Origin of the sequence: Halovenus salina (genome assembly GCF_026410925.1) — an archaeon.
GTDB classification, from domain to species: Archaea; Halobacteriota; Halobacteria; order Halobacteriales; family Haloarculaceae; genus Halovenus; species Halovenus salina.
The window spans coordinates 2,618,808-2,642,902 of record NZ_CP112972.1; the positions used below are offsets into that span (position 1 = coordinate 2,618,808).

Below are 24,095 nucleotides of genomic sequence, written 5' to 3' on the forward strand. Positions count from 1 at the left end.
ACTGGGGTTCGAGTTGTAAAAACAAAGACAGTGCAAATTATCTAGACGAGACAGCGGTAACAGGGGGTCCGCGCTTACATCATGCCGCCCATGCCGCCGCCCATGCCGCCCATGCCGCCACCCATGCCGCCGGCAGGGCCGTCGTCGTCCGACTCGCCGGCCTGGATGATGTCGTCGATTTTGAGGACGAGGTTGGCGGCCTCGCTGGCGGAGGTGAGCGCCTGCTTCTTGGCGCTGGGCGTCTCGACGACGCCAGCCTCGAAGGTGTCCTCGATGTCGCCGCTGAAGACGTTCAATCCGGCGCGTCCGTCACCATCGCTGTGTGCAGCACGCAGGTCGACGAGCGTGTCGATGCTGTCGAGACCGGCGTTCTCGGCGAGAACGCGGGGCACGACATCGAGGGAGTCAGCGAACGCCTCGACGGCGAGCTGTTCGCGGCCGCTGACGCTGTCGGCGTACTGGCGGAGGCGTGCGGCGACCTCGACCTCGGGTGCGCCGCCGCCGGGCAGGGCCTCACCACGGCTCATGGCAGTCCCGACAACGTCGAGTGCGTCCTCGACGCCACGTTCGAGTTCGTCGACGACGTGCTCGGTCGAGCCACGGAGCAACAGCGTGACACCGTGGGAGTCATCGTCGGTGCCCTCGATGTAGAACAGCTCCTCGCTCTCGTCGCGGCGGATGTTGCCGGTGCCGAGGAACTCCTCGGTCGCGGTGTCGAGGTTGGAGACGACATCTGCGCCGATAATCTCGCGGAGGAACTCCACGTCAGAGCGCTTGACGCGCTTGAGTGCGAGGATGCCCTCCTTGGCGAGGTAGTGCTGGACCATATCGTCGATGCCCTTCTGACAGACGACGACGTCGGCACCGAGGTCGACAATCTGGTCGACCTTCTCGCGGAGTGCCTGCTCTTCCTGCTCGATGAAGTTCTGGAGCTGGCTTGGGTCGGTAATGCTAGCCTGCGTGTCAGCTTCGGCCTCATCGAGTTCGAGTGGCTCGTCGATGACGAGGACGCTCGCGTTTTCGGACTCGGCCGGCATCTCCTCGTGGACGGGGTCTTTGTCGATGACTGCGCCTTCCAGAAGCTCGGACTCGCCGGCACTGCGACCGGTCTGGGTCTCGACTTTCAGGAAGGCGAGGTCGACGATGGTCGAGCCGTCGTCGGCCTCGACAGTGACAGCCTCGGCACCGTCGACGATGAGGTCCGAGAGGTTCTCTTTGTACTGCTCGGCACCTTTGCCCGTCATCGAGGTCTGTGCGATTTTGCGGAAGGTCTCGCGGTCGTCACGGTCGACGTCGATTGTCACGTCGTCGAGCTCTTCGCGAGCCTGGTCTGCGGCCATGTTGAAGCCCTTGATGATAGCCGTCGGGTGGATGTCCTGGTCAAGAAGCTCCTCGGCGTTTTTGAGGAGTTCGCCCGCGATGGCGACCGCCGTCGTGGTGCCGTCGCCTGCCTCGTCTTCTTGGGTCTCGGCGACCTCGACAATCATCTCGGCAGTCGGGTTGTCGATGTCCATCTCCTCAAGGATGGTGACGCCGTCGTTCGTGACGACGATGTCACCCAGCGAGGTGACGAGCATCTTGTCCATCCCTTTCGGACCGAGTGTCGACCGTACGGACTCGGCGACGGCCCGTGCGGCCGCGATGTTGTGTTCCTGCGCGCTCTTGTCTTTCATTCGCTCCGCGTCGTCACCCATAATAATCATGGGCTGACCCTGCATCTGCTGACTCATAATCAATTGAAAGTTTGCATGTGGTTCTATATAAATGTATGTGTTTGCGGTGGCGAACACGACAGACCCGAAGAACCGGCACACGCCGGAATCGCAGTACGTGAAGCTATGACATAGATACTCATGATGAACAGTAGCATACGTCAGTCCGCTGTACCGTCTGGTTTTATATAAGAGTCGCTAGCCGACGTACCAGCACCGGCGATGGTCCAGAGAGTCGTTGTGTACTCCGGTATGCCCCTTCAATGGGGTGGAGTCGAGTCAGCGGAGCGTGACGACTGGATTCGGGCGCGCGAGCGTGAAAATCAGTTATTCGACCGCCACTCCGAGCAGGCGTCCATATCCTCCATCACGTTCTCGTGGTAGCCACAGTAAGGAACGTACTCGTCGTCGACGCTGACGTACTCGAAGTGGGCGCAGTTGCCACAGTATGTGTCCGGCTGACGGCGGGTCTGTGCGGATTCGGCGATCTCGTCCTCGATTGCTGGGTCCTCGGCGGTTGCGGCACCACCGTCACTCGTCGGTTTCGCCATGACGACGGAATCGTCCGTCTCGGCCGGCGTGGGCTGTGAGTCGTCGTTGGTCTGTGTTGGGACTGTCCCGTTGGGGTCGTTGCCAAACAGGCCAACGCTGCCAAACCCGGGAAGAGACGGTTTCCCCCCGTCTGAGGGATTTATAACGCGGATTTTCCCCTCTTCTGTGATTTCGACGCGCGCGGTCCCGCCGGGGTCGTCGCGTGTCTTGAACGTGGCAACGGCGACGAAAAGACACCAGAAGGTCACGAGCGCCCCGGCCAGATAGAGCGCGATTGTTCCGAGCGCGAACTGGGGGTCGTTCGAGAGCCACCGGCTGGGGTAGGCGTAGCTGAACAGCGCAACACCGAAGACAGTGAGACTCGCGCCGATGGCGGTTGCGGCACGCGTCGTGTTACTTGCAGGGAGAACGACAAAGATACCGACAAAGACCGCCGGAACACCCAGCCCCGCCAGCACACCAGCAGCCTGCCGTGCCCCGTAGAGGTCGAGCCCGAACCACGACGACAGGTCAGTCGTCGCTATCGGAATCGCACCCACGACGAGCACCGCACCCACAGCGAAGATAGTCATCCCCAGCAGTCGCTGCTGTGGATTCACGACCGTCCGTCCACCCTCGTACACCTCGGACAGGTCAGTCATGCATCCACGTTGGGCGACGACTCACAAAACTACCCGTCAGACAGCCGTCAGACGGTTGTTCGGCGGTGTGGTCGTGGCCGGCTACGTGTCACAACAGTCAAATTGACGGCGGAAGAACGTGGGGGCATGACAGAAGAAGACGACTCCGGTATCGAACTCGGCGAGGGAGAGCCGGTCGAGGGCGCACCGCTGGCCCGCGTCTCGGCGCGTCTGATGTGGGGCATCGAGAAGAGCACAGTCGTCGACAGAGAGGGCGAGACACCGATTCGGACACCCGACGGCCCACGACCGCTGGCCGATATTCTCGACGATGTCGACCGAACCTACTTCGACACCCGCCAGACCTTTCACGAGGCCGTCGAGCCCGCTGTCGGCACCGGCCCGGTCCCGACGACAGCAGACGACGAAGCAACCGCCGGCTCGGAGGAGTAACACCAGGTCATTCGAGATTCGGGAACGACATGTTGACCCGCGTTCCGTCGCCGGCCTGGTCGAACGAAAGGTCGCCGTTGAGACGGGTGAGACACCACTTGACAATCCAGAGGCCGATACCGTTCCCGTGCAGGAGCTTCGTCTCGCTGTTTTCGGTAATCGGCTTGAGCACTTCTTCGGGAATCTCTGTGCCGTTGTCCTCGACACAGAGTTCGCAGGCGTCCCGCGACGCTGACGGGCCCCGAACCGAGACCGTCACCTCGGGATTGTCCGCCTCGGTGTAGACAACGGCGTTTTCCAGAAGCTCGTTGAGTGCGTTCCAGAGGAGTTTCTTGTCCGTCGTGACAACGGGCACCTCGTCGGGATAGCTGGCCGAACAGGTCGCGTCCGTCCGGTCGTTGTAGGTGTCGAGGATTGGGTCGATAAGTGAGTCAATCGAGAAGGTTGTCGGCTCCAGTGGCGTGTCGATGGCAAGCTGTTCGAGAGCGCGGGCCTTGTCTGTCGTCTGGAGGAGTTCGTCGACGACAGACCGAACCTTTACACCTGCCACTGCTGGGTCACCGATGTCGCCGTCGGCGAGCGAGTCGGCCGCCAGTCGTATCACGTTGAGTCTGTTCCGCAGGTCGTGGCGAAGGACCCGATTCAGCACCTGGTAGTACTGGTCTTGGAGTTGCTCTTTTGTCGGGTCCTCCGAGAGCAGTCCGAGCTCTCTGAACTTCGACGTCTCGTCGACGACAATCGCGAGTTCGACAATCTTGCCGTCGACGATGCGATGGAACACCGCGAACTGTTGTTCTATCGCTCCGTCGGTCGGTTCGACTCCGTACGCTTGCTCGACCTGGTCGAGAGTAGCCGTCGCACGAACGACCACCTGGTCGTCCTGCACGACGGTCTGCTCGATTGCCGTCTCGGCCGGCACAAACGTCCGGTCGCTCTCTCGGATCTGTGTGAGATACTCCGAGCGCGACAGTCGCTTGCCGTTGATTATAATTATGCCGTCTTCGGCGATATATCTCGTCGCCGCGGCCACCCGTGACTCGTTGTTTGCCACGTCGATGTAGTCGTGAACGACCCGAACCTTCTCAGACTCCGACATTGTTGATACAGCCGATTCCCGCTTACTGGCTCAGGCTACGTAGGATACAGACTGTGTTAACTGTTGTGTCTGCTAGTCTGTCCGGAGCCAGCGTGAGCTACCGTCTATGTGGCAGTAGTTTATGAGGAAGAAACGCCAACGGCGAGTATGTCACTCCCAATCGACCCGACCGCACTAAGCGAAGACGACATCGGCGAACACCGCGTCACCCTGGCGATGGACCACGAAGAAGCAATCGAGTTCGTCCGCGAGTGCTGTGAGGAGACGGGCTTCGGAGTCCCCGTCGAGTTCTCGCCGTCCGAACTACTCAACGAGAAAGTCGACGCAGACCGGGACCCGTACTACGTGCTCGGTGCCTGCAACCCGAACGTTGCAGACAAGGCACTCGAAGCCTCGGCGAAACAGATCGGCGGACTGTTCCCGTGTAACATGATTATCTGGGAGCAGGAGCCAGGCCGCCAGCAAGTTTATCACGTCTCGATAATGCGGATTGCCAGACTCGTCGGCATGGCACCCGACGACGAGGAGTGGGACGATATCATCGCCGAGACTGGCGAGCTCGTCGCGGAGTGTTTCGACCGCCTGAGCACGGAGGCAGTTGATCCATAGGGCAACCCAGCGAAGACAGGTTTTTATCACTCCCCCGCCAGCCCACTAGCAATGGCGCGCTGGAACTGTGCAATCGAAGGCGACGACGCCACGTTCGACCGCGTCGAGGACCTGATGGTCCACCAGGCGGCCGAGCACGAACGCATCAAATGCAACGTCTGTGGCGCGGTTATCCCCGATGGGTACTTCGCGATTCGTCACGCGTTCGACGAGCACTCCCGGGCGGAGTACGTCCGTGCCTACGACGCCTCCGCGGCCGAGGTCCGCCGCCGCGAGAAGGTCAAAGAGGCAATCGAGGAAGTCGCGGACCTGCGCGAGGTCGTCAATCGACTCGACGAGTGACGCCGCGCTTTTGATGGTTCGCCGAGTAGCGTTGTCCAATGGAGGCGACGCCCGGCCGATTGTACGTCGGCGTGTACCTCGCCGTTGTTGGTGCTCTCGCGGCGCTCACCGTCGGTCTATCCTACGGTCTGTTCGCGGCTGGCTTCGCCGCCGGCTTCGAATCGTTCCTTGCGGACCCTGCCGACACGGTGCAGGAGAATCCGCTCGGGCTCCTCGGCCTCGCAGGAGTGTTTATTTCGCTGTTTTTGCTCTTTGTGGCGGTCGTCGTCGGTGGGGCACGGTACGCCGACATCGACCAACCGAACGGTCGAGGATAAAAGTGACCCGAAGGTTGTCAGCTGTTTCGAGCGATACCACACGACGTACAGTAGTGCCTCACACCCGCCAGAATTAGTTATGAATAACTCGGGGACAGGTATTTCCGGAATCAGGTAATACCAGAGTTCGATGACGAATGATGGACTCGTGTTTGAGCAGCTATCGGACACGGTTCTGGAAGTTCGGGATACAATTTCGAATCAACAGTATCGCATCAAGAGCTCCGAATCGATGGAGGTAGAATCGACAGACTACGACGACTTTCCTGGCTCGGTAACGGATTCAGTTGTTATTGATGCTAAGGACCTTTGTCTGCCCACACGTTCTACTGCTACGGTTCGGGAAGAAGATGGTAGTATGCGAGCTCATCTCGATCTTGATTGTGAGAGTTATATTTCCGAGTCTGATCCAACTTTTCTTGAGTTCCATACCCCAATTAAGCTGTATCTTCGTATCAATGGCCGATTCAAATATCATAATACATCAGAGGGGGTAATTATCGATGTTCCGAAATCGTCACATATTATTTTGGGAAGTCGTGCCTGGCGGTGTCGTCCAAAGGAGACGATTACAATACGTGACTCGGTTAAGGACCTTTGTGAGGCGATTTCATACTTTGGGGCGACGGTATCGACGACATCTCCGGAGCGTGCCTTCACAACACTTCGCGGCCACCCACCGCGTCTCCGCGTAAGTGATTCGTTTGAAGTCCCCCAGTCGCTTTCAAAACCAGAGGCAGGCATTACAATAACAGTCCCAGCGAAGAAGTCAGCACTCTTAGCGGTGGCTCCACTTGCCTACTATTTGCTTGCAACCGTCAAAACAGGTGAAAGATTCACGATTGAGACAGACACAGGTTTCATCCACAACATGGATTCAGAGAATATCCCCGACGCAGCACACTCAGCACTCATCCGCTGTTTCTATCTGGACTGTCTCGTCAGAACAGAGGGTCTTTATCCATTTGACCTGCAGGAGCGACACGATTTTGAAGAAATCTCGGAGGTCTCCTTAGATTACTCAAAGTTGTATGGACAGTCACTCTCGAAACGGATGGAAACATACTTCGAGGTAGATCATAGATGTATTGACGAGATTAAGTCTGACTGGCCGGTGACGGCTTTTGTGGAGCCGAGCACTACAGGGATTGAGTCACTTCCACACCTAGTTTATGAACTTGCAGATATTCAACCAGCAGATCCGCCACGTTATACAGGAGATGAAGCTCGACAATTTGTACTTGACGCATTTTTACAGAGTGGACAGAAGACACGGAGTACGTCACTTGTCTTTGAGAACGAAGCAAATTTTGTTGATGTGCCTGAAGCAGAAAGCAGACAGACCGTCTGGGTAGGGAATGGAATCCCGCTCAATTCCTCAAAGTTCCTACTGGAAGGATATAAAAATCATACAGTTGTTGCTGATCAAGCCGGGTCAAATGATGGAAACAGGGATTCATCATCTATGATAAATGCTTCTGTAGTCTGTAATGAAGAAACAATGGAAAGTGAGCCCGGCGATATTAAGAAAGTAATAAACTCACTTGACGATTTTCCCGTAGAGTTATCAATATATAATCATCTTTCCACCCACGAGCTCCGACAAGTGTTGAAAGAGAAAACGGATTATCTCCATTTTGTTGGACATGCAAGTCCTGATGGCCTCGAATGTTCTGATGGAATGTTAGACGTCTCAACTATTGAACAGAGCAACGTATCGACGTTCTTTTTAAATGCGTGTCAGTCATTCCGACAGGGAAAACGGCTTGTTGAGTTGGGTAGCAGCGGTGGTATTGTCACATATAGCGATATCTCTGACAAATACGCTTTGGAAATTAGTGGTCTGGTTGTACAGCTATTGAAGACAGGTGCTACGATTGGGACTTGTTTGAGTATCATTCAGGAAACTACGCCTATCGGAGGCCATTATGCTGTCGTTGGTAATCACAGTGCAGGCCTCATTCAGGGTGATGATAACTCGTTGTATCTTCAGCGGATTTCCGAAGACGGGAAAAGGTATCATCTTGAGGTTACGGTCTACGCGGCAGTAACACCCGATTACAAAATCGGTGGACTCTCCAACACAACCTTAGACTCAGTAGAGCGCCACTCTATCATTCCTTCACAGTTCTCTACAAATGTTGAGTGGCCGGAGCTAGAAGAGTTTCTTTCATTGACTGACCTTCCAGTGGTCTATGAGGATGAACTAATAACAAAAGATACACTCTTCGAGACAATCGAACAACAGCGCTCGTCCGGTACTGATTCGAGTGAGTAGTAGCTTCAGGGTAGTCTGTTTTTCGACGGGTACACAATCATCGAGCGGAAACCGACCGGCTATGGAGATAGATGTCGAGCCAGTCGAGACAGTCGACGATATCGACACGGAGACACTTCCGTCGAGCGTCGACGCCGCCGAGTACGTCCTCTACGGCGGGAAAGGCGGCGTTGGCAAGACGACGATGGCCGCTGCGACGGCACTGGCAAGCGCGAGCGACGGGACCGAGACGCTCGTCGTCTCGACAGACCCCGCACACTCGCTGTCGGACACACTGGAAACCGACGTCCCCCAGGAGCCGGCGCGAATCCACGACGAGGTGCCACTCTACGGCGCGGAAATCGACCCCGAGGCCGCCCTCGCGGACAGCCCCCTGGGGATGGAGGGCGGTAACCCCCTTGCCGGGATGCTCGGCGAGGACGTGGCTGACCCGCTAGCGGGGTCGATGCCCGGGGCCGACGAGGCCGCCGCGGTTCGGCTCCTGCTCGAATATCTCGACGACCCGCGGTTCGACCGCGTCGTCGTCGACACCGCGCCGACTGGCCACACGCTCCGCTTGCTCGAACTGCCCGAGATGCTCGACTCGATGATGGGGAAGCTGGTGACCCTCCGCGAGCGAATGAGCGGCATGTTCGATATGTTCGGCGAGGAGCCCGACGACGAAGAGATTGACAGCATCGAAGAGTTCTCGGCGCGAATCGAGCGACTGCGTGACCTGCTGCGGGACCCCACGCTGACTGATTTCCGCCTCGTGATGGTGCCAGAGGAACTGAGCATCATGGAATCCGAGCGGATGCTCGACCGTCTGGACGCCTTCGGCGTTCCGGTCGGTACCGTCGTCGTCAACCGCGTCATGCAGGACCCGACAGAGGTTGCCGACCTCGACCCGGAGTGGTTCGTCGCTCCCAACCACACCGACTGCGAGTTCTGTGCCCAGCGCTGGGAGGTCCAACAACAGGCCCTGGCACGGTCACAGGACATCTTCCGAGGTCACGATGTCCGGCGGGTGCCGCTGCTCGCAGAAGAGGTGCGCGGTGAGAAGCTCCTCCGTGTCGTCGCGGCCTGTCTGGCCGAGTAACTCACATGAAATCGGCGATGCCTGACTGTTTGTTGGTGTCGAATACCCCGGCGACCCTTGGCTTATACCCCTCTACTTATTACTGACGCGCATCAAAAGTGGGGTGGGTGTTAAGGGCAATGACCACCCCACGACAAAAGTACGAACGGCGTAGAGAAACATTTAACGAATACGTAGAGAACGGCGAAATTGACCAACAAACAGCTTCTGCAGTTCGAGATCTGCTGGATGCCTACGATGACCACAATATGATGGTCTCTCCACCGGAAGGAGAAGGAACGCGAGAGGTTGGGACTCTGCTAACGTGGTTGTGGCCGCTAATGACGATGGGTAGGGAACGCAATCTCACGACCACTACGGCTCATAAGTTGAAAAAAGATCTCCAGCGAATGCACGACGGAGAGTATCCCCATGTCAAAGACGACGGGATAAAGAAGAGTACGATCCGGAATTATCAGGTAGCCCTGCGGAATTTCTACCACTACCATAATTTCGGAATTGATCCAAACGATATCCCGGTATTCAAGAAGTCTGCTTCTCCTGTTGATCCGAATGATATGCTAACTAAGGAGGAGATTCAAGAAGCACGAGAAGCGGCTGATAACCCTCGTGATAGAGCGATTTTTGAATTGTTGCTCTATACCGGGCAGCGAAGAGAAGCAATTCGGACACTTCGATTAAAGGATGTAAACATCCAGGAGGGGATCTATCGATTAAATTCCAACGTAGATGGATTGAAAGGTGCTGCTGAACGGAATGGAAAGCGGCCATTATTAGGAGCGAAGGGGCCACTGCAGAACTGGTTGGACTATCATCCGGACACTAGCGATCCGGACAATTATCTAATCACTGCACGTCCCAGCTATTCAGCAGTTGATCCCAGCTCCCCAATCTCCGGGGAAACAATCAGGAACGTGATGGAGAAAATCAAAGAGAAGACCAGCATCAAGAAGCCGATGCATCCTCACGCAATGCGGCATAACTTTGTGACTATCGCAAAGAGGGATTACGACCTTGCTGATGACACCATTAAGTATCTCATCGGACATCGATCTGGAAGTGACGTAATGGAAACTACCTATGCACATCTCTCTGGAGACGACCATGTTCAACGAGCAGAAGAAGCATGGGGGCTTAGAGAACCGGAGAATGAATCACCGCTCACTCCGGAGGTATGTGAAGTATGTAGTAATCCACTTGATCCCGGTGCAAAAGCCTGTAGCAGATGTGGTACGGTCTATACTCCAGATGCGAAATCAGCACAGGAGTTAGTCGAAGAGATGGCGCTAGATGGGATGCGTGCAGCAGACGACAACCTCGAAGCAGATGCGGTGAAAACATTCAGGGATTTTTTGAAGGCAAATCCTGAACAGGCCGTCGAAATTCTCCGGGAAGAATTATAACCGATTCAACGCTCTTTGTGCAGCTTCGGCCATTGGATTATCTCTTTCAATCAGCAACTCAAGCGAGTTCACGATTTCATCATCTGAGTCTTCGGTTGGTTTTGTCTCTATTCTGTCGGATGTTTCTACCCTTTTGACCTGGGATATTAAATCTTGAATACCCATTATAATCGCCTTACATAGTATTATATTCACTATTACTTATCATTTCTCATACTAACAAAAACGGGTCGATGACCTATGGGCTTTTTTCATTGTAACATATTATACGGGGGTGTTACACTGTTACGGATAGCGAGATATTATCAATAACTCTTGGACTCTTCTATTTGTTCAATTACTGTTTCATGCCAATTGATGAATTCCTCCCAAATTGTCGGACAATTTGTCTTTAATTCTTGTACAACTTCATTTGCATGTTCTGTTTGGAGGGCCTCAGCAATAGCTCCATATCCGCGGCGTTTATGTGTTCCTACCGGAACATCAAACTCTTCAATCTTCTTGTTAATTTTGTCCCGACCTGGTTCAGCGATTTCGCCTTGACTCCCTAATCTGCGACCACTAAGCAATACAGCAAGATGAAATATCTCTGTATATTTTAAATCAAGTTTCTCCGAGAGCTTGTTAGCAAGTAATTTTTGATTCCAGAGAATCCGCTTTTGAACATTACCTTCATTTGGTCCTCCAAGATTTTGACCACTTCTCTGGTGGAAAGATGAGGCAAGCTCCGTTGTACCCTCAATATATTGACTTAGTATTGAGTTAGCTTGTTCTAACTTTTCCAACCAGTATCTTTCTGTTGAATATTCCACCGCTACTGCGGAAATCCCGAATCTAAGGAGTTTTCTGATTGCCTCAGTCTCTCCCGACATTCCGTACTCATGTTTTGCATGACGGACAACTATCCAAAATGGCTCGCTTTTACCAATCCGAACATTCGGTGTTGCTGAACTGAAATCTAAATCACTCGGCGGATTTAGCTCTCTCGTTGTAAATTCTTCCGTAAGCGCGTCTTGGATAGTCCATCTTGGAGTATTGTATTGTTTAAGTGTCTCTGCTACGTCTGGTCCAAGTACGTCCTTGACCTCTTGAAGCTCAGTCATTGTTTGTTGCTGAATCGTTGATTTGATCACAATCTCAGCCATTATTCGGGAGTGAGTACCCTTATAATGGCTAATGGCCAAGGAACAGGTGTAGGCCGGGTCCTTGACCCGTTTTTATGATTTGCTCGTGAGCCTATGCTTCTTCTAAAGCGTCTGCAAAGGATCTCCCCTCAAGTCTGGCAGCAGTATGATGGCCTTCCCAAGTTACTAGCATCCAGCCTATGGAGATATCATCAATACCTATCACTTCTTCATCCAGCTCCTCTCGCAGCTCTCTACCAACAGTTTCAACAGAGGATATGAGTTTATCCATCGACTGCTCATTATCCATCCCCTGGACTAGTTCCTCGAAGTTATCTTCTCCCTTGAACAAGTCGTGAATTTGCTCTGTATCTGGCATTTATTCCTCCATCATTACTTCCAGTTCGTGAAGTGTTCTCTTCTCTCGCTTCTGGTCGCCCAGTCCGTCAGGAATCTCCAGTTCTTGCTTTGCGTAAGCCAGTGCGTCATTCAACCGCTGCTGAAGACGTTCTGAAATCCCGAACTGCTGGGCAGCTGCATCCGTCATTCCATCTCTGGACTGGTAGACTGGCCCCTGTGTTCCACTCATGTAAACCAAGATTCTCCAGTCCGTTTGACCACCCTCGATAACAGGAATAATGCGAAGGCTCAACGGACCCTCTTGCTCAGAGAATGTTGAGAGGGATTCTACCTCTTCTGTGAGATGAGGATTTGATTCTTCAACAACCTCTACCGTATTCGTTTCATCGTTTGGATTTGGTTCTGTCATGATTCAATTCACGGGGTGGGGTTTCCCCTTCCCTACCAAAACATGGGAACCCCCCGCATATATAACTTATCCATAAGTTATAAAAATTATAAACTCTCGTGTCTAATAATGCGACGATAATCACGCAATTATGGAAATTACGAAAAGATAAAAAATAGTCTTTGGATAATCCTATGATTTTCAAATCACGGTATTAGAGAATTTCGTGATTTTGTTCAGTCGTTATAGTCGTCTTTTCACTAGCAAGACTACCTGGGAATTGCGTCATTTTTCATCTGGTTCGCCACTCTCGAAACTTTACACTCAACTTTATTACACTAGCCACGAGCAGAGCATCTGCTCGCAACGAGCGAGCAAGAATCGAACCATGTCAATACACGAACTGCGGAAAGACGACAATGGCGAATCGGGAAGCAAAACATACGTCGAGTTCTATAGCGATGCCGACACTGAGGCGCAGCAAGAAGCGTACAGACTAATCTCACGCGGTGGCCGACTTCGGGAAGGAGTCGAGGATATCAACGAGCTATACGCGCAGCTCGCGCCATTGCTGGCCGACGTGTTGTTTGAAGATGACCCAGTGCCGCTAATGGAATGGCTTGATTTGGACGAGGACGACTGGGACCGGTATCAAGACGAAACGTAGACTAGGGAAGGTAGGGGTGATATAGATACACCCCAACGAAAACCTATCTATAGGTACACAACTTCTCTAATCTGTTCTACAGCATTTCAGCAACCTTAGCACCGTCTTCCGTTAACCCATACAGTCGGTATTGCTGGCGATCTGGTGTTAGGATTTGAACTAACGCTGGAGCGTCTCCTTCTGGACCACCTTGTTGTAGCTGGTTGAGATGGTATCTGACAGTCTCTAATTCTACACCCCACTGGTCAGCAAAATCGTTTGTGTTCTTGGGAGCATCGGCCAGTGATGTGAGAATATCAACACGTCTTTCCGAAGCTTTCACCCATGCTAGGAGTTCGTACTTATCAGGATCGTCCCACTCGTAGACTGGAAACACGGAATCCGACATGGGATAGATAAGGGGTACATGGCAATAAATCGAGGGGAGGCCGTCAATAGAACGGTCTATAACCGACCCATGAACCGGCCTGGAACGCCGCTATAGCGCTTCTATAGATTTTCCTATGGGCTTGGTCGTGTTGTGCTCAACCCGTCTTAGCGACGTTTCTATGGTAGGTAAAATAACTCCACGCGGGGGGTAGTAGTAATAGTGTAGAGCGAGGAATTCGATTATTTGTGACCATTTTGATGAAGCCGGGCTGGTATAGGTGGAATCTTAATGAGTACATCCAGTCAAAACCACAGCCGAATTTTAGAATTATTCTATAACACCGATTTCACATCTAACTCGGCTAATTTGGCTGTGTGATAGCAGATTATAGAGTATAACATAGAAAAGGTTCACACAACCAGTCTGTCCAATTATTGTCAAGAGTCGCGTGCAAGATGTAGAGCGCTAATCAAGCACGATGCGCGTATCCAGCGGATTCGTCGGCGCCTCAGTCCGCTGCCGAATCAACTCTCGTGCTTCATCATCGAAGTCGTAGAGGTCCATAACGAGATTATCAAGTTCCTTCTGCAACTCCCGCATCTCCGCACCCGCATCCTCCAACTCACCCTGAATCAACCGCAGCCGCTCCATAATCTCCGGAAGTACCGACTCATCCTCTGGCAATTCGAGTTTCTTGATTTCATCAGCCACCTCGAATGTCTTTACGTTCAAGAACTCAAGCACCAACTCTTGAAAGTCGCTGTACTCGTCGAAAAATTCAATCTCCGCAGACAGATTTTGGAACGTGATCTTGTTTCCGTCAACAACAGGCTCCTCAATCTCCACACCACCGAGATTAAATGACTTAATTGCAGGGTGCTCCGTCAACGAGAGCGTCTCCACATCGAAACTCTCGTACACCTTCCGCGGGTTCTGAAGTACCTCGTCAGCAGTCTCCAGACTATTCACGAAGTTGATGATCTCCTGTGTCTTCTCAGCCATATCCTCCTTCACGCCGGAGCCATCCGCGTCAGGCAGCGGGAGCGACCCCCAAACGTTCCCATAGTACCGAAGGTACGAACCACGGTACGTCGGAGCTTCCATCCGCATGTAGAACTGCATGACAATGCTATTCGAGAGCCCTACGAGGAAGTCGTAGTCGTCCTCACTCTTCGGAACAGCGTAATAGATCGTGTTCAGCAGGTGGATCTCCCCATCGACGAACGTGAAGTTGTTGTAGTACGCGATATCCGGAGTGATGATTTTCTTCTCATCCGTAACCGCTCCCGGGCGACCCCTCCGAAGCTCCCACCAATTGTTGATAGTGGTTCGCTCCTCAAGTTCTTCCCGATACCCGCGGAGATGCTCTTTGATATTCGGATAATCGTCGATATCCAGGTCTGAATGCGCATAGATAACTTTGCGGGTAGGCGTCGGCTCTCGCCATCGGCGAATCTCTTTCCCTTCCAACACAGGGTAGATGATTTCCTCCTCAAGATCCTTCTCCACAATTACTTCATCAGTTACGAGGTACGGAGGCAGTCTCCCAGGCTGCATCCCTGTCTCAATTCTATCGCACAAATCAGCGAACTCGCGATTCCCTGAGCCCTGCTGGATAGCGCTCAACACCGTGCTGTCCTCGCTCGGGATCATCTTCCAGGACTGCTCTTCAAGACTCTCAGAGGAGACAGGGAAGGCGTTGATGTATTCATCCGAGTACTCAGCCCCGATGTGGTCCTTGATGTGTTCGAGAAGCGCCGAGACTTCGTCCATCTCTTCCTGAACACCAACGAACGGGAACTGATACTCCTCCGTATTCGCTTCTTTCTCGCTCGTTTTTCGTCGCATCACGAACACGCACGGGTAATTCACCGCGTCCTCAAATACGCCTGCGTCGGCGAAGTCGATGAACTCGTTGAGGTAGACATACCGTGGGAGGTTCTTCCGGAGTTTCTCACCGTACTGGTTGGTGATGAACTTGTTCGACGTGATGTACCCAACCTCCCCACCGGGCTTGAGCCAGTCCCGAACGGAATCAATGAACAGGATCAGCATATCATACTGCCGGTGCGCAGCGTTGGGGAACGCCTTATTGTAGGTCTCCCTCTGACCCTTCGGGATGTCGTTGTAGTAGACGTAGGGAGGGTTCCCGACGACGATGTCGTAACTCCCGCTCTTGATGGCGTCTGCTTCCTGCTTATCCTGCTGGTACTTCCGAATAATTGCGTCCGAATGGAACCCAGAGATCTTCGTGTCCACCCCGCGCTTCAGCGAGTCAGTCTGGTAGATTTTAAAGTTGTCAATCGTGTAGTCCGGGTGTTTCTCCTTGACGTCACGGTACAGGTCAACAATCTGGAAGACAAGGTTAATCTGAGCGATATTGACAGCGAATGGGTTGATGTCCAGCCCGTGAAGGCGCTTCTGCACAATCTCCAGAGCCTCCTTCGGCTCAACTCCCTTCGTCTCTAATCGCTCAACGAGACGGTTTGCCGCCTGCACAAGGAACGTTCCGGAGCCAGTAGCGGGGTCAAGCACATCCTTGTTTTCGATAGGTTTGTCAGCGGTGTAGTCCAGCCTATCCAAGATGAAGTTCACAACTTCTGTTGGCGTGTAGAACTCCCCGAGGGTCTGCCGCTCCTCCTTCGGGAGGTGCTGCTCGTAGAGCGTTCCGAGAAGGTCCCTGTCTACGCCCTCGAAGTCGTAGTGGTTGAGGTGCCAGAAGGTCTTCTGGAATATCTCGTTGAGTGCGCTCCCGTCCCGGAGTTCCCAGTCGAAGATAGACCCGGAAAACAGGTGCTCGTAGATCTCCGTCACCTCAGTACACGCGGCATCGAACAGATCACGGTAGTCTCGCTGCGGGCCAGTGTACTTCGCGTAATCACTCCAGAAGTCGAAGTACCGATGCACGCCACCGTTCGACACCATCGTATTCAGCAGACCCTTGTCCTCAGCGATTCGAATGAAGAGAATCTTATTGATTTGCGTGTAGACAGACTCACGGCAGAAAATCCGCTTATTCTCCGCTTCTTCCTCCCCAACACGGTTCGAGAGCTGCTTCCAAACCTCGTAGTCTTCCCAGAACCGACGGTAGGGCTCCCAGTCTTCCTCAAGTTCAGAAATTTGCTGCCGGAGCTCCGCGACCTCTTCCTGGTTCGCACTATCGGTACCGCGAACAGTATCGAGCTCATCCGTCAGTTGTTCGTGGCGCTTGCTCAACGCATGGTGTTTCTCTTCGAACTCGTCGAACTTTTTGAGCGAGTACGGCATGAAGTACTCGTTAATCGACTTCTCCAACGCGTTGAGCAGGTTCTCAAACCCCTCGTCCGTTGAAACACCCTGGATCTGCCCGGGTGGCAGGTCGAACTCATCGAACTTCGAAATATCAGCCACTTCCTCCCGCCGAAGTTTGTTCAGCTCAAGCAGGTCCTGGTACTTCGCGATGTCCACTTCTGATGTGAGTGCGCGCCCTGTCTCTGCGTTCACCAACGCCTCAAAGTTAATGTCTGCAATCGGCTTTGCAGTGAATCCACCATGAGCTATCGCGTCCTCTTCGTCTGGGTCGCAGGCCTTGTAGAGACGGAACCTGTCGATGTTGGTGGAAACGAAGTACTCGACGTAGTTGCGCTCACCGCAGTACTTGAATCCTTGCTCAACACCTTCATCGACGTCAACAGAGCGGCGTTTCGCTTCGACAACGATGATTGCGTTTCCATCGTCGTCCCGGAAAATAATGTCGTTCCAATCATTTTCCTGTTCATAGTCACTCTCGTCGTGCCCGAGAACGTTGATGAAGAAGTGGTTGATGAGTCGAGGAACGACGTCGGATTCTGGCCTGTCCTCAAAGTCGATTTCGCGGTAAATGGCCGCGTACTCGTTGAGAATATCTTGGATGCGTTCGTTCTCCGCATCGGAAAGGTCCAGCGCCGAAGACATAGAATTCCCTACTCCTAATCACTGTATAAATGTACGGAGTCGAATTCTGCGAAACATCTCCGATAACGCGGTGCGTATCGACATCCCGGCTCGGTTGGTTACTGAACTCACGCTCTACATCTTGCACGGTGTCCTGTAACCATGTCTAATCCAACATTTCCCAACAGAATTGTTCTGTAGTAAATCGCCTGTGAATGATTTTATGACAAGCTGAATCGTGATAAAAGACTCCCTAATCTATCGAGACGGTCTTCCTACCGGAACATCTGCGCCGTATTCTGGACAACTAACCCATCCTTGTCCGACTGCCGCACCCATTCCACTGTCTGGCCTCCACTCGTGTTTATCTCCACAGTGAGGGCATTCCGCGAGAGGTGGATCAACCTCATACGATTCTCGGCGAACATAATGATTTCCCTGATAAGCGTCGCAGTGTACGCAAATATTCGCCCATACTTCGGTATCCAAAGAGTTACTGTACGTTCTCTGGACGTGATCCAACTCTTCACTTAGCTCTTCACCAATTTCGCTGTCGAGATGCTGTCCTTTCGGCCAGACTACGGGTGTTTCATTGCCGCATTTCCAGCAATCGGTATCCCATTGGAGGATTTCAACATCAGGGAACTCGTCCATGAGATACGATTTGTTTTAGAGTGATTTAGTTTTTAGTAGTCACTGACAGGAGTCTATGGAAAACCAGCTATCAGTGCCAAACTGACGCGATCGGAGGGTCATTTTCTCGGTCAATCACTGGTAGCTCCTGCTCTTCGATAGCATTGTTTTCCACGGCTTCAATATCCTGTGTAACGTTGAGTTCGTCGGTTGGGAGGTCCCAGTACGCATATGCCCCGATGTAGCTGATTACACACCGGTACGACGACTCCTCAGGAAGTGTTGACCGCACTTCCGGCTGTTCCACATCGGAAATCGCTCGTTCTATCGCAGCATCGAGGTCATCAATTGAGTCCCATTATCGGCGGGCAATACCGTCCGGGTCTTGTATGTGGCCGTTTGTGTCGATACCGCACGTAATCGACCGTTTTCGTTCACCGTGCACGAATATGTTGAATTTTAAGTATCACTTCCCCCCGTACGATACACTGTTTATTAATGGGGTGGGGTAAGGTACTGCTTTGCCATTCGCTTGTGGCGCTCTAAATCATCGATATCGTAGTCAATCTTTTCAGAGTTCTGTTTGCACCAGTTGTAATAATCTTCCAGTGAGGAATGTATTTCTCTACTATCTATATCCCGGTGTTCGTACCACCTCCACCATTTAAACTCAAGCGGTGACTCCTCGTCTTCCGGATAAATCCCCCTTGCAGATTCGTGTACATAAATTCCAAATGGAGGTGCTTCGGATTCTGATTCGACAGCTTGGATAACGGGCACACCAATCAGCAAGGCGCTTTTTGGAAATGGGCTATCTATAAATTCTGGATTGATCTCCTCAGGTAATTCACTAACCTCGATTAGTTCGCCATGAGCTATTGCACCGCGTATAACATATTTAAACCGAGAGTAGGTTTCAATACTTTCAGTAGATAACATTTCAAAAACATTACCGAGGAATCCTTTTATAGCTGATTGCGACTCCGATATTGCATAAAATCCATCCTGTAACGGGTAGAGCTTGATGTTCTCTGGGTCTCTGGCTTGTTCAGCGGTGGCATGAAGACTCAAAATATCAATTGCAGTTTGCTCCATTGATCTTGACATGATACTCTGGACGCCCATCAAATCAACCCACGCAACATAATAATCGTCTGTATACTCTCGAATCCCAGTGTCGCTGAAATCAATGAACGGTGCATCTTCAGACATATTTGCTAATAAAACAGGTCTCCATATAAATTTTTATATTTAAAAATAAAAACTACATCAAAACTAGTAGAGTTCCATGCGATCCAGACACCGATTTATTGTCGTCCGAGATGTTTTAAGATCCTGTGCCGCTTTCCGTTTCGATAAGTTTCCTTTTTGTGTCATATCTAGAACAGCACACACTCGGTCGTAGTTCTCTCCCTCAATCAACCGTCCGTCATCTTTCTCAAACCCAAGTGGAGGCCTTCCATGATGATAGTCCCCCTCCTGCTGCCTTGCTGCGATACCCTCCATCGTATTCATTTGCTTCACCCGAGCCTGCCATTCAGCAAAAGCACCAAGCATCTGCATCTGAAGCCTGTGCATCGGTCGTTCCTTTCCATCTCCGAATGAAAGACCATCACGGACAAAATGGACTGCTGTCTCATTGTCGGTTATTCGAGATACTGTGCGTTCCAGGTCCTGTAATGAGCGGGCAAGCCGGGAGATCTCGTGAACCACAACATGACTAACAGCCTCTTGCTCAACTGTATTCATCATCTCCCGATATCCAGAACGCGAGGTATTGGTTCCAGTCGATTTATCGCGGAACACTTGGAGGTCAGATAGTGGTGTGTTGAGTTGGTCTTCAGCGTACTCTCGGGTACTTTCCAGTTGTCGATCCAGGTTCTGTTCTTCAGTCGAAACCCGGACGTAGCAGGCCGTAGACATCGAGGCTTATCAATGGTCTAAAAGGGGATAAATGGAGGGTAGGCCACGGAAAAGCCGTGTATAGACCGTATGACGGTGATCAATTGAAGCTGGTGGTTGATACGTCGAACCAAAAGAAAGCCGATAGCACCCGCTTAGGCGGCTTTCTATCCGTTGTGTATAGAAGGGGACCGGCCAAAATATGATACCCTGCAAGCCAAGCCCTTTTACTATTATATCAATATAATGTTAATACCATACTGTTATAACAAGTGGAAATATTTAGTATTGGTCAATTAGTACAAACACAAAATGGGCGCTGACGACTATTATGACTCTGTAGGACAGGTACTAGCGTATGTTCTAAGCTCAAGTGACAGAATAAAGACACAAGGCGCTAGAAAAGGAGGTCTTAATTTCTATATTCAGCGAGATGGTATATTATTGGAACTTTATTGTCCGACAGATCGTCGGTACTTTTCACTTAGTTATGATCATAGAATAAGTGAGCTCTTAAGAGTAAAATATGATGATGAACCTCAGATTCTGCGTGGTCATATCGAGAGATATAATATTGAAGAAAATAGGATAGGTGATCAAAACCTAAACGATATTGTCTCATACAATCGAATAAGCGATATTGAAGAGCAGGACGTAGACGACGTTTATCAAAACATTCAATCCTATGCTATCCATTCTGATTGTCGAATTAGGGATTTAAAAATGCGCGATCCGAGAGAGAATAAGGATGAAGAGTTGTGGGACGGAATACAAATTTCAGGTTTGTTATATCCTTTCGAGAACGGATTCAGTCCACGTAAATATGAGCGAACTGCACAGGAAGTGATAAGTGTAGCTAAACAAGTAGAGGATGCAATAAAAAGATTAGATATTCTTGAGGAAATAGGATACTAAATAGATCAGCACTTGGGAACAGAATAACATTCCGTATACGCTAACTTGTGTCACCACCACTAAGTTTATAATTTTAATAAATTGGCAGTAAACAATCTAAAATATGATTGTGGTCGGTCATCTTTCGACCAAGCTGCAAGTGAGACTAACCTGCTCCATTTCGATTCCAATCCTTCTTAGCTCCTTCACTAACTCAATCATCTGTTCTACTACCAGATCATTTGGTCCTCCATGATGTTGGAGGAAGCCCGTAGTCGAATCTGCCTTCATTGTATCAGTGACCCAGCCAAACTCGTTTTCCAACCTATCCAGAACACGGTCAATATCTCTCCCTGCGAAGTTCTGCGAGAACTGTATTTCTATTAGAATAGCGACCAGCACATCCACATTAGTAAACGGCCTTGGAACACGAGATGGCATCGTAGTCCGAACATCAATCCCCGTATTCACAACACGGAGATTATCTGTTCCCAGGTGGTCAGCGTACTCCCGAACAAACGCCAGGTACTGATTTAGCCCAACTCGGTCTGTGTCAAGTTCAGCTATCATCACGTCTCCGAATACATCTGGTTGCATCGGATGGGGTTCAGTCGTGAACAAGTCCACCGGGAGATGAGCTTGTGCTGCCTGTCGAAACTCCTCTGTCCGGTCAGCAGAAAGCCCTCCTGAAATTGTTGGGCTTGGCACAGCAGTATAATCAACAACCGATAGCAAGCAATCGACTGACAACAGTGGTCGAGGACCACCGAACGGACCACGGGACATAAGTCTCGCTGCTCAGCAGGGGGGAAGGGTATATAACTGGAGGGTCGAACCGCATAACGGCCGCTGTAGGCGGCGTAACCGGCTCCAACCAAGCCCGGTGGAAGACACAACAAAAGGACCGGACCGGCATAGCGACCGGATTAGCCCGGTTTCTGTTGCTTGTAGATACGGGGGTAGGCCGGTCACTCGTGGTTAGTCAACGATCTCCGCAACTTCGTGTTCTAATAGTTGATGTTCTCTTACGTACTCGTACACTTTCTCAGGTTCCCATTCCTCAAGAAACGCAATATACTCCTCTCGCAGATAATTAAGCATTTGCCACATCTGTACGAGAACATCATCACGCATTTGCTCAGGAACTTGCACCCAGATAGCAGAGAGAAGTTTATTTCCAGACGCAGTTTCAAGCGTGTATGTTTGCGGATTGAACGCGTCTAACATCTCTAAGGCAGTTTCCACCCTCTCCCTCGTATTCTCGTGCTCGGCTTTTAGTTTCTCATCTTCAGCAACTACATCCGGATAATTCACAAAATACGAGTATACTCCAGGAAGACGCCGTGCTGCAATGATTAGTTCCCCATCGTCTAAGTACTCAATCATCACGGAGGCTGACTGTGTTTCACGGACGGGTGGCGGAAACCGGACCGGAAAGAGATAGTGCTCATCTGCAAATCTGGGGCGATGAAAACAGTGAGCTGAGTGATCCGTACCGGTAGTGTCATCCATACCCCTCGATTGTTGCCCCGTGATTAATAAATAAAGTTATTAAAATATGATAATAGTCTATCTCAGAGCTACATGAGAGCTACTTACGAGGGAGCCACCATACAAACCGTTTCCCGACATCTTTCTTATGTAATCTTCCTTCCCGTTCAAGAGATTTCAGTCGTCTCCGAGCAGTTTGGAGATGGTACTCGAAGTGTTCTGCAACTTCCTTTGTAGTGACTACTTCACCTTCCTCGATATACTGGAGGAGTTCCTCGTCAGAGTGTTTCTGCTCAAACGGACCACTGTCCTCTTCAACCATCTACCTTGAGAAATCATTGTTTCTGATGGGAATTATGCAGATTTTATGGGTGCAAAACGCACGTTGTAGCAGTGTTTGTTAGAGCAAGAACTATGAGCGTGGGAAGTGATGATGGGCTGAGGTGATGCCATGAAAAAACAGATCACGCATATCGTTCCCGACACGCAACAAAAAATAAACACCACTGTTGACAAAGACGGCGATACGTTTGAAGTCGAAATTAGGGTGTGTCCGGCATTGGACGATGACTTACAATCGCAATTGCACGACAGTATTGATCACCTCAGCCACGAAAAAGTAGACATCAGCTCGTCAGTCTATCGGACCAACCAAGGGAACGAAACCGGTCAAGACGTTACGTTTCGATTCAACCAGGAAGACAAGCTTCCCGCTCTCAAAATGATGCGGGAAGTGATTCGACTCGGAAGGTCAATCTACGAAAAACAACTGAGGCGTGAATTAGAGGAGCCTGACGGGGAGGGCATTAATTCGATGCTTAGCAAACAGCAGTGGGATTTCGATGATCCGGAAGTCGAAGAATTTTGTCTCCTCTATCGTGGTGGGGTGGTTAGCAATGACGGACTTTGAATCTGATCTTCCAGAGGAAATGAAGGATAAGTTCGAAACAACCACAACCCAGATCAAGTAGAGCCATGAATGAAAAGAAACTCAAACGTCTCCTGAAGGAATAGTTCAATCCGAATACTTCTCTTCAAACGGTCCACTCCGATCATCGTCTAACATACCAGCTTAAACAATCGTTTCTTTTCCAGTCTCATATGTTGATATTATATCTTTAATAAGCAGGTTGAAGAAAATACTTTGTAACAATGCTTGTTACAACGCACCAATGACACCAGAATGGAAGAAATTCGAGCGCGAAATCAAACACACCGTCCGAGACGATAGTGGACTAACATACAACGCTCAACGGAAAGTCATTGGTGAGTCAGGAACGAGATGGCGTGTCGATGGAGTTCTTTTTGAAAATGAAGATCCAGTATCCTACCTTGAAGTCAAATATATCGGCTCAAATTCTGATGCAGAGACCCAATACAAACTTGCCTTTGCACAGATGGCTGATTTTCGATATGCGGATATTCCTGGGGCTGTCGTTGTACCACAAAAATACCATCCTGGGAATAAGAATTGGGATGAATATTTTGCTACTATTGGTTGTGTACTCATCGGAAAGGAGCATTTGCATGATTTCATTGACTCCCTGCAGACGTTTCCCAACGATATTTCGTCACGGGAATTAATAGAAGAGTATGTGTCCACCTCCGTCTGGGACAATTTAGGAGAAGAACAATTGAAACTCGCGGAAGAACAGGAGCAAACCCCTCCTGATGGACTACAAAACATAGTAGACAAGCATTTTGATAGTAATGATTAATCAGATACAAGTAAAGTGTTAAAGTATAGTTCAATATGGCTCATAAAGTTCGTTTCACTGAATCAGTCGAACAGGGTGATTTAGATTACATCACTGAACTCTATCGAAACCAAGCCAAAATTGAATTTCCCACTATAGATGAACTCAAAGCGTGGGTTGAAAGTATTGATGAGAAC

At 51.0% G+C, this 24,095-nt stretch carries 26 protein-coding genes; 11 read left to right on the plus strand and 15 right to left on the minus strand.

All coding sequences use genetic code 11. From position 1 onward, the window contains the following. Positions 1–74 precede the first annotated feature (74 nt). Complete coding sequence (thsB, locus tag OSC37_RS13160; RefSeq protein WP_368409466.1) at positions 75–1,730, minus strand: thermosome subunit beta; 1,656 nt, start codon at positions 1,728–1,730, stop codon at positions 75–77. A 305-nt stretch (positions 1,731–2,035) separates the two neighbouring features. Continuing rightward, positions 2,036–2,905, minus strand: a complete 870-nt coding sequence (locus OSC37_RS13165) for a cell division protein CdpA domain-containing protein (protein ID WP_267161898.1) — start codon at positions 2,903–2,905, stop codon at positions 2,036–2,038. A gap of 126 nt (positions 2,906–3,031) precedes the next feature. Between OSC37_RS13165 and OSC37_RS13170 the strand changes: the two genes are divergently transcribed. Continuing rightward, positions 3,032–3,337 (plus strand): DUF5789 family protein, encoded by a 306-nt coding sequence (locus OSC37_RS13170; RefSeq protein ID WP_267161899.1) that lies wholly within the window; start codon positions 3,032–3,034, stop codon positions 3,335–3,337. Between the two features lie 7 nt (positions 3,338–3,344). On the opposite strand, the gene OSC37_RS13175 is transcribed toward OSC37_RS13170, so the two are convergent. Then, complete coding sequence (locus OSC37_RS13175) at positions 3,345–4,433, minus strand: ATP-binding protein (protein ID WP_267161900.1); 1,089 nt, start codon at positions 4,431–4,433, stop codon at positions 3,345–3,347. Positions 4,434–4,580: 147 nt separating this feature from the next. Between OSC37_RS13175 and OSC37_RS13180 the strand changes: the two genes are divergently transcribed. The 6 genes from OSC37_RS13180 to OSC37_RS13205 all read left to right on the plus strand — a co-directional run bounded on the left by OSC37_RS13180 (position 4,581) and on the right by OSC37_RS13205 (position 10,460). Then, positions 4,581–5,042: a DUF302 domain-containing protein gene (locus OSC37_RS13180; RefSeq protein WP_267161901.1), complete on the plus strand. Its 462-nt coding sequence runs from the start codon at positions 4,581–4,583 to the stop codon at positions 5,040–5,042. Positions 5,043–5,093: 51 nt separating this feature from the next. Then, on the plus strand, positions 5,094–5,384 hold the full coding sequence (locus OSC37_RS13185; RefSeq protein ID WP_267161902.1) for a DUF7565 family protein: 291 nt from the start codon (positions 5,094–5,096) through the stop codon (positions 5,382–5,384). Positions 5,385–5,422: 38 nt separating this feature from the next. After that, entirely contained in the window at positions 5,423–5,701 is a 279-nt protein-coding gene (locus tag OSC37_RS13190) for a hypothetical protein (protein WP_267161903.1), read from the plus strand. Between the two features lie 232 nt (positions 5,702–5,933). Next, complete coding sequence (locus tag OSC37_RS13195) at positions 5,934–7,979, plus strand: hypothetical protein (RefSeq protein WP_267161904.1); 2,046 nt, start codon at positions 5,934–5,936, stop codon at positions 7,977–7,979. A 61-nt stretch (positions 7,980–8,040) separates the two neighbouring features. Continuing rightward, positions 8,041–9,057, plus strand: a complete 1,017-nt coding sequence (locus OSC37_RS13200; RefSeq protein WP_267161905.1) for an ArsA family ATPase — start codon at positions 8,041–8,043, stop codon at positions 9,055–9,057. Positions 9,058–9,176: 119 nt separating this feature from the next. Continuing rightward, positions 9,177–10,460: a tyrosine-type recombinase/integrase gene (locus tag OSC37_RS13205; protein ID WP_267161906.1), complete on the plus strand. Its 1,284-nt coding sequence runs from the start codon at positions 9,177–9,179 to the stop codon at positions 10,458–10,460. Here the strand turns inward: OSC37_RS13205 and OSC37_RS13210 are convergent. The 4 genes from OSC37_RS13210 to OSC37_RS13225 all read right to left on the minus strand — a co-directional run bounded on the left by OSC37_RS13210 (position 10,455) and on the right by OSC37_RS13225 (position 12,353). After that, entirely contained in the window at positions 10,455–10,625 is a 171-nt protein-coding gene (locus OSC37_RS13210; protein WP_267161907.1) for a hypothetical protein, read from the minus strand. The genes OSC37_RS13205 and OSC37_RS13210 overlap by 6 nt on opposite strands. A gap of 140 nt (positions 10,626–10,765) precedes the next feature. Then, on the minus strand, positions 10,766–11,605 hold the full coding sequence (locus OSC37_RS13215) for a hypothetical protein (RefSeq protein WP_267161908.1): 840 nt from the start codon (positions 11,603–11,605) through the stop codon (positions 10,766–10,768). Positions 11,606–11,696: 91 nt separating this feature from the next. Beyond that, on the minus strand, positions 11,697–11,963 hold the full coding sequence (locus OSC37_RS13220) for a hypothetical protein (protein WP_267161909.1): 267 nt from the start codon (positions 11,961–11,963) through the stop codon (positions 11,697–11,699). Beyond that, complete coding sequence (locus tag OSC37_RS13225) at positions 11,964–12,353, minus strand: hypothetical protein (protein WP_267161910.1); 390 nt, start codon at positions 12,351–12,353, stop codon at positions 11,964–11,966. It abuts the gene before it with no gap. Positions 12,354–12,720: 367 nt separating this feature from the next. Between OSC37_RS13225 and OSC37_RS13230 the strand changes: the two genes are divergently transcribed. After that, positions 12,721–12,999, plus strand: a complete 279-nt coding sequence (locus OSC37_RS13230; protein WP_267161911.1) for a hypothetical protein — start codon at positions 12,721–12,723, stop codon at positions 12,997–12,999. 76 nt (positions 13,000–13,075) lie between these two features. On the opposite strand, the gene OSC37_RS13235 is transcribed toward OSC37_RS13230, so the two are convergent. The 5 genes from OSC37_RS13235 to OSC37_RS13255 form a co-directional block, all read right to left on the minus strand. Next, positions 13,076–13,387, minus strand: coding sequence for a winged helix-turn-helix domain-containing protein (locus OSC37_RS13235; RefSeq protein ID WP_267161912.1), 312 nt, complete (start codon positions 13,385–13,387; stop codon positions 13,076–13,078). Positions 13,388–13,834: 447 nt separating this feature from the next. Continuing rightward, on the minus strand, positions 13,835–17,302 hold the full coding sequence (locus tag OSC37_RS13240) for an Eco57I restriction-modification methylase domain-containing protein (RefSeq protein ID WP_267161913.1): 3,468 nt from the start codon (positions 17,300–17,302) through the stop codon (positions 13,835–13,837). Between the two features lie 703 nt (positions 17,303–18,005). Beyond that, a complete protein-coding gene (locus tag OSC37_RS13245) occupies positions 18,006–18,221 on the minus strand; it encodes a hypothetical protein (protein WP_267161914.1) in 216 nt (71 codons plus the stop codon). A gap of 188 nt (positions 18,222–18,409) precedes the next feature. Continuing rightward, positions 18,410–19,126 (minus strand): hypothetical protein, encoded by a 717-nt coding sequence (locus tag OSC37_RS13250; RefSeq protein WP_267161915.1) that lies wholly within the window; start codon positions 19,124–19,126, stop codon positions 18,410–18,412. Between the two features lie 63 nt (positions 19,127–19,189). Next, on the minus strand, positions 19,190–19,837 hold the full coding sequence (locus OSC37_RS13255) for a recombinase family protein (protein ID WP_267161916.1): 648 nt from the start codon (positions 19,835–19,837) through the stop codon (positions 19,190–19,192). Between the two features lie 291 nt (positions 19,838–20,128). Between OSC37_RS13255 and OSC37_RS13260 the strand changes: the two genes are divergently transcribed. Then, entirely contained in the window at positions 20,129–20,731 is a 603-nt protein-coding gene (locus tag OSC37_RS13260; protein WP_267161917.1) for a hypothetical protein, read from the plus strand. 117 nt (positions 20,732–20,848) lie between these two features. Here the strand turns inward: OSC37_RS13260 and OSC37_RS13265 are convergent, their stop codons facing one another. The 3 genes from OSC37_RS13265 to OSC37_RS13275 all read right to left on the minus strand — a co-directional run bounded on the left by OSC37_RS13265 (position 20,849) and on the right by OSC37_RS13275 (position 22,523). Then, positions 20,849–21,418, minus strand: a complete 570-nt coding sequence (locus tag OSC37_RS13265) for a hypothetical protein (protein WP_267161918.1) — start codon at positions 21,416–21,418, stop codon at positions 20,849–20,851. A gap of 270 nt (positions 21,419–21,688) precedes the next feature. Next, positions 21,689–22,222 (minus strand): hypothetical protein, encoded by a 534-nt coding sequence (locus OSC37_RS13270; protein ID WP_267161919.1) that lies wholly within the window; start codon positions 22,220–22,222, stop codon positions 21,689–21,691. Between the two features lie 79 nt (positions 22,223–22,301). Further along, positions 22,302–22,523: a DeoR family transcriptional regulator gene (locus OSC37_RS13275; RefSeq protein ID WP_267161920.1), complete on the minus strand. Its 222-nt coding sequence runs from the start codon at positions 22,521–22,523 to the stop codon at positions 22,302–22,304. Positions 22,524–22,652: 129 nt separating this feature from the next. On the opposite strand from OSC37_RS13275, the gene OSC37_RS13280 reads away from it, so the two are divergent. Both OSC37_RS13280 and OSC37_RS13285 read left to right on the plus strand, forming a co-directional pair. After that, positions 22,653–23,111 (plus strand): hypothetical protein, encoded by a 459-nt coding sequence (locus tag OSC37_RS13280; RefSeq protein WP_267161921.1) that lies wholly within the window; start codon positions 22,653–22,655, stop codon positions 23,109–23,111. Between the two features lie 262 nt (positions 23,112–23,373). Further along, positions 23,374–23,919, plus strand: a complete 546-nt coding sequence (locus OSC37_RS13285; protein ID WP_267161922.1) for a hypothetical protein — start codon at positions 23,374–23,376, stop codon at positions 23,917–23,919. The last annotated feature ends 176 nt before the right edge of the window (positions 23,920–24,095 follow it).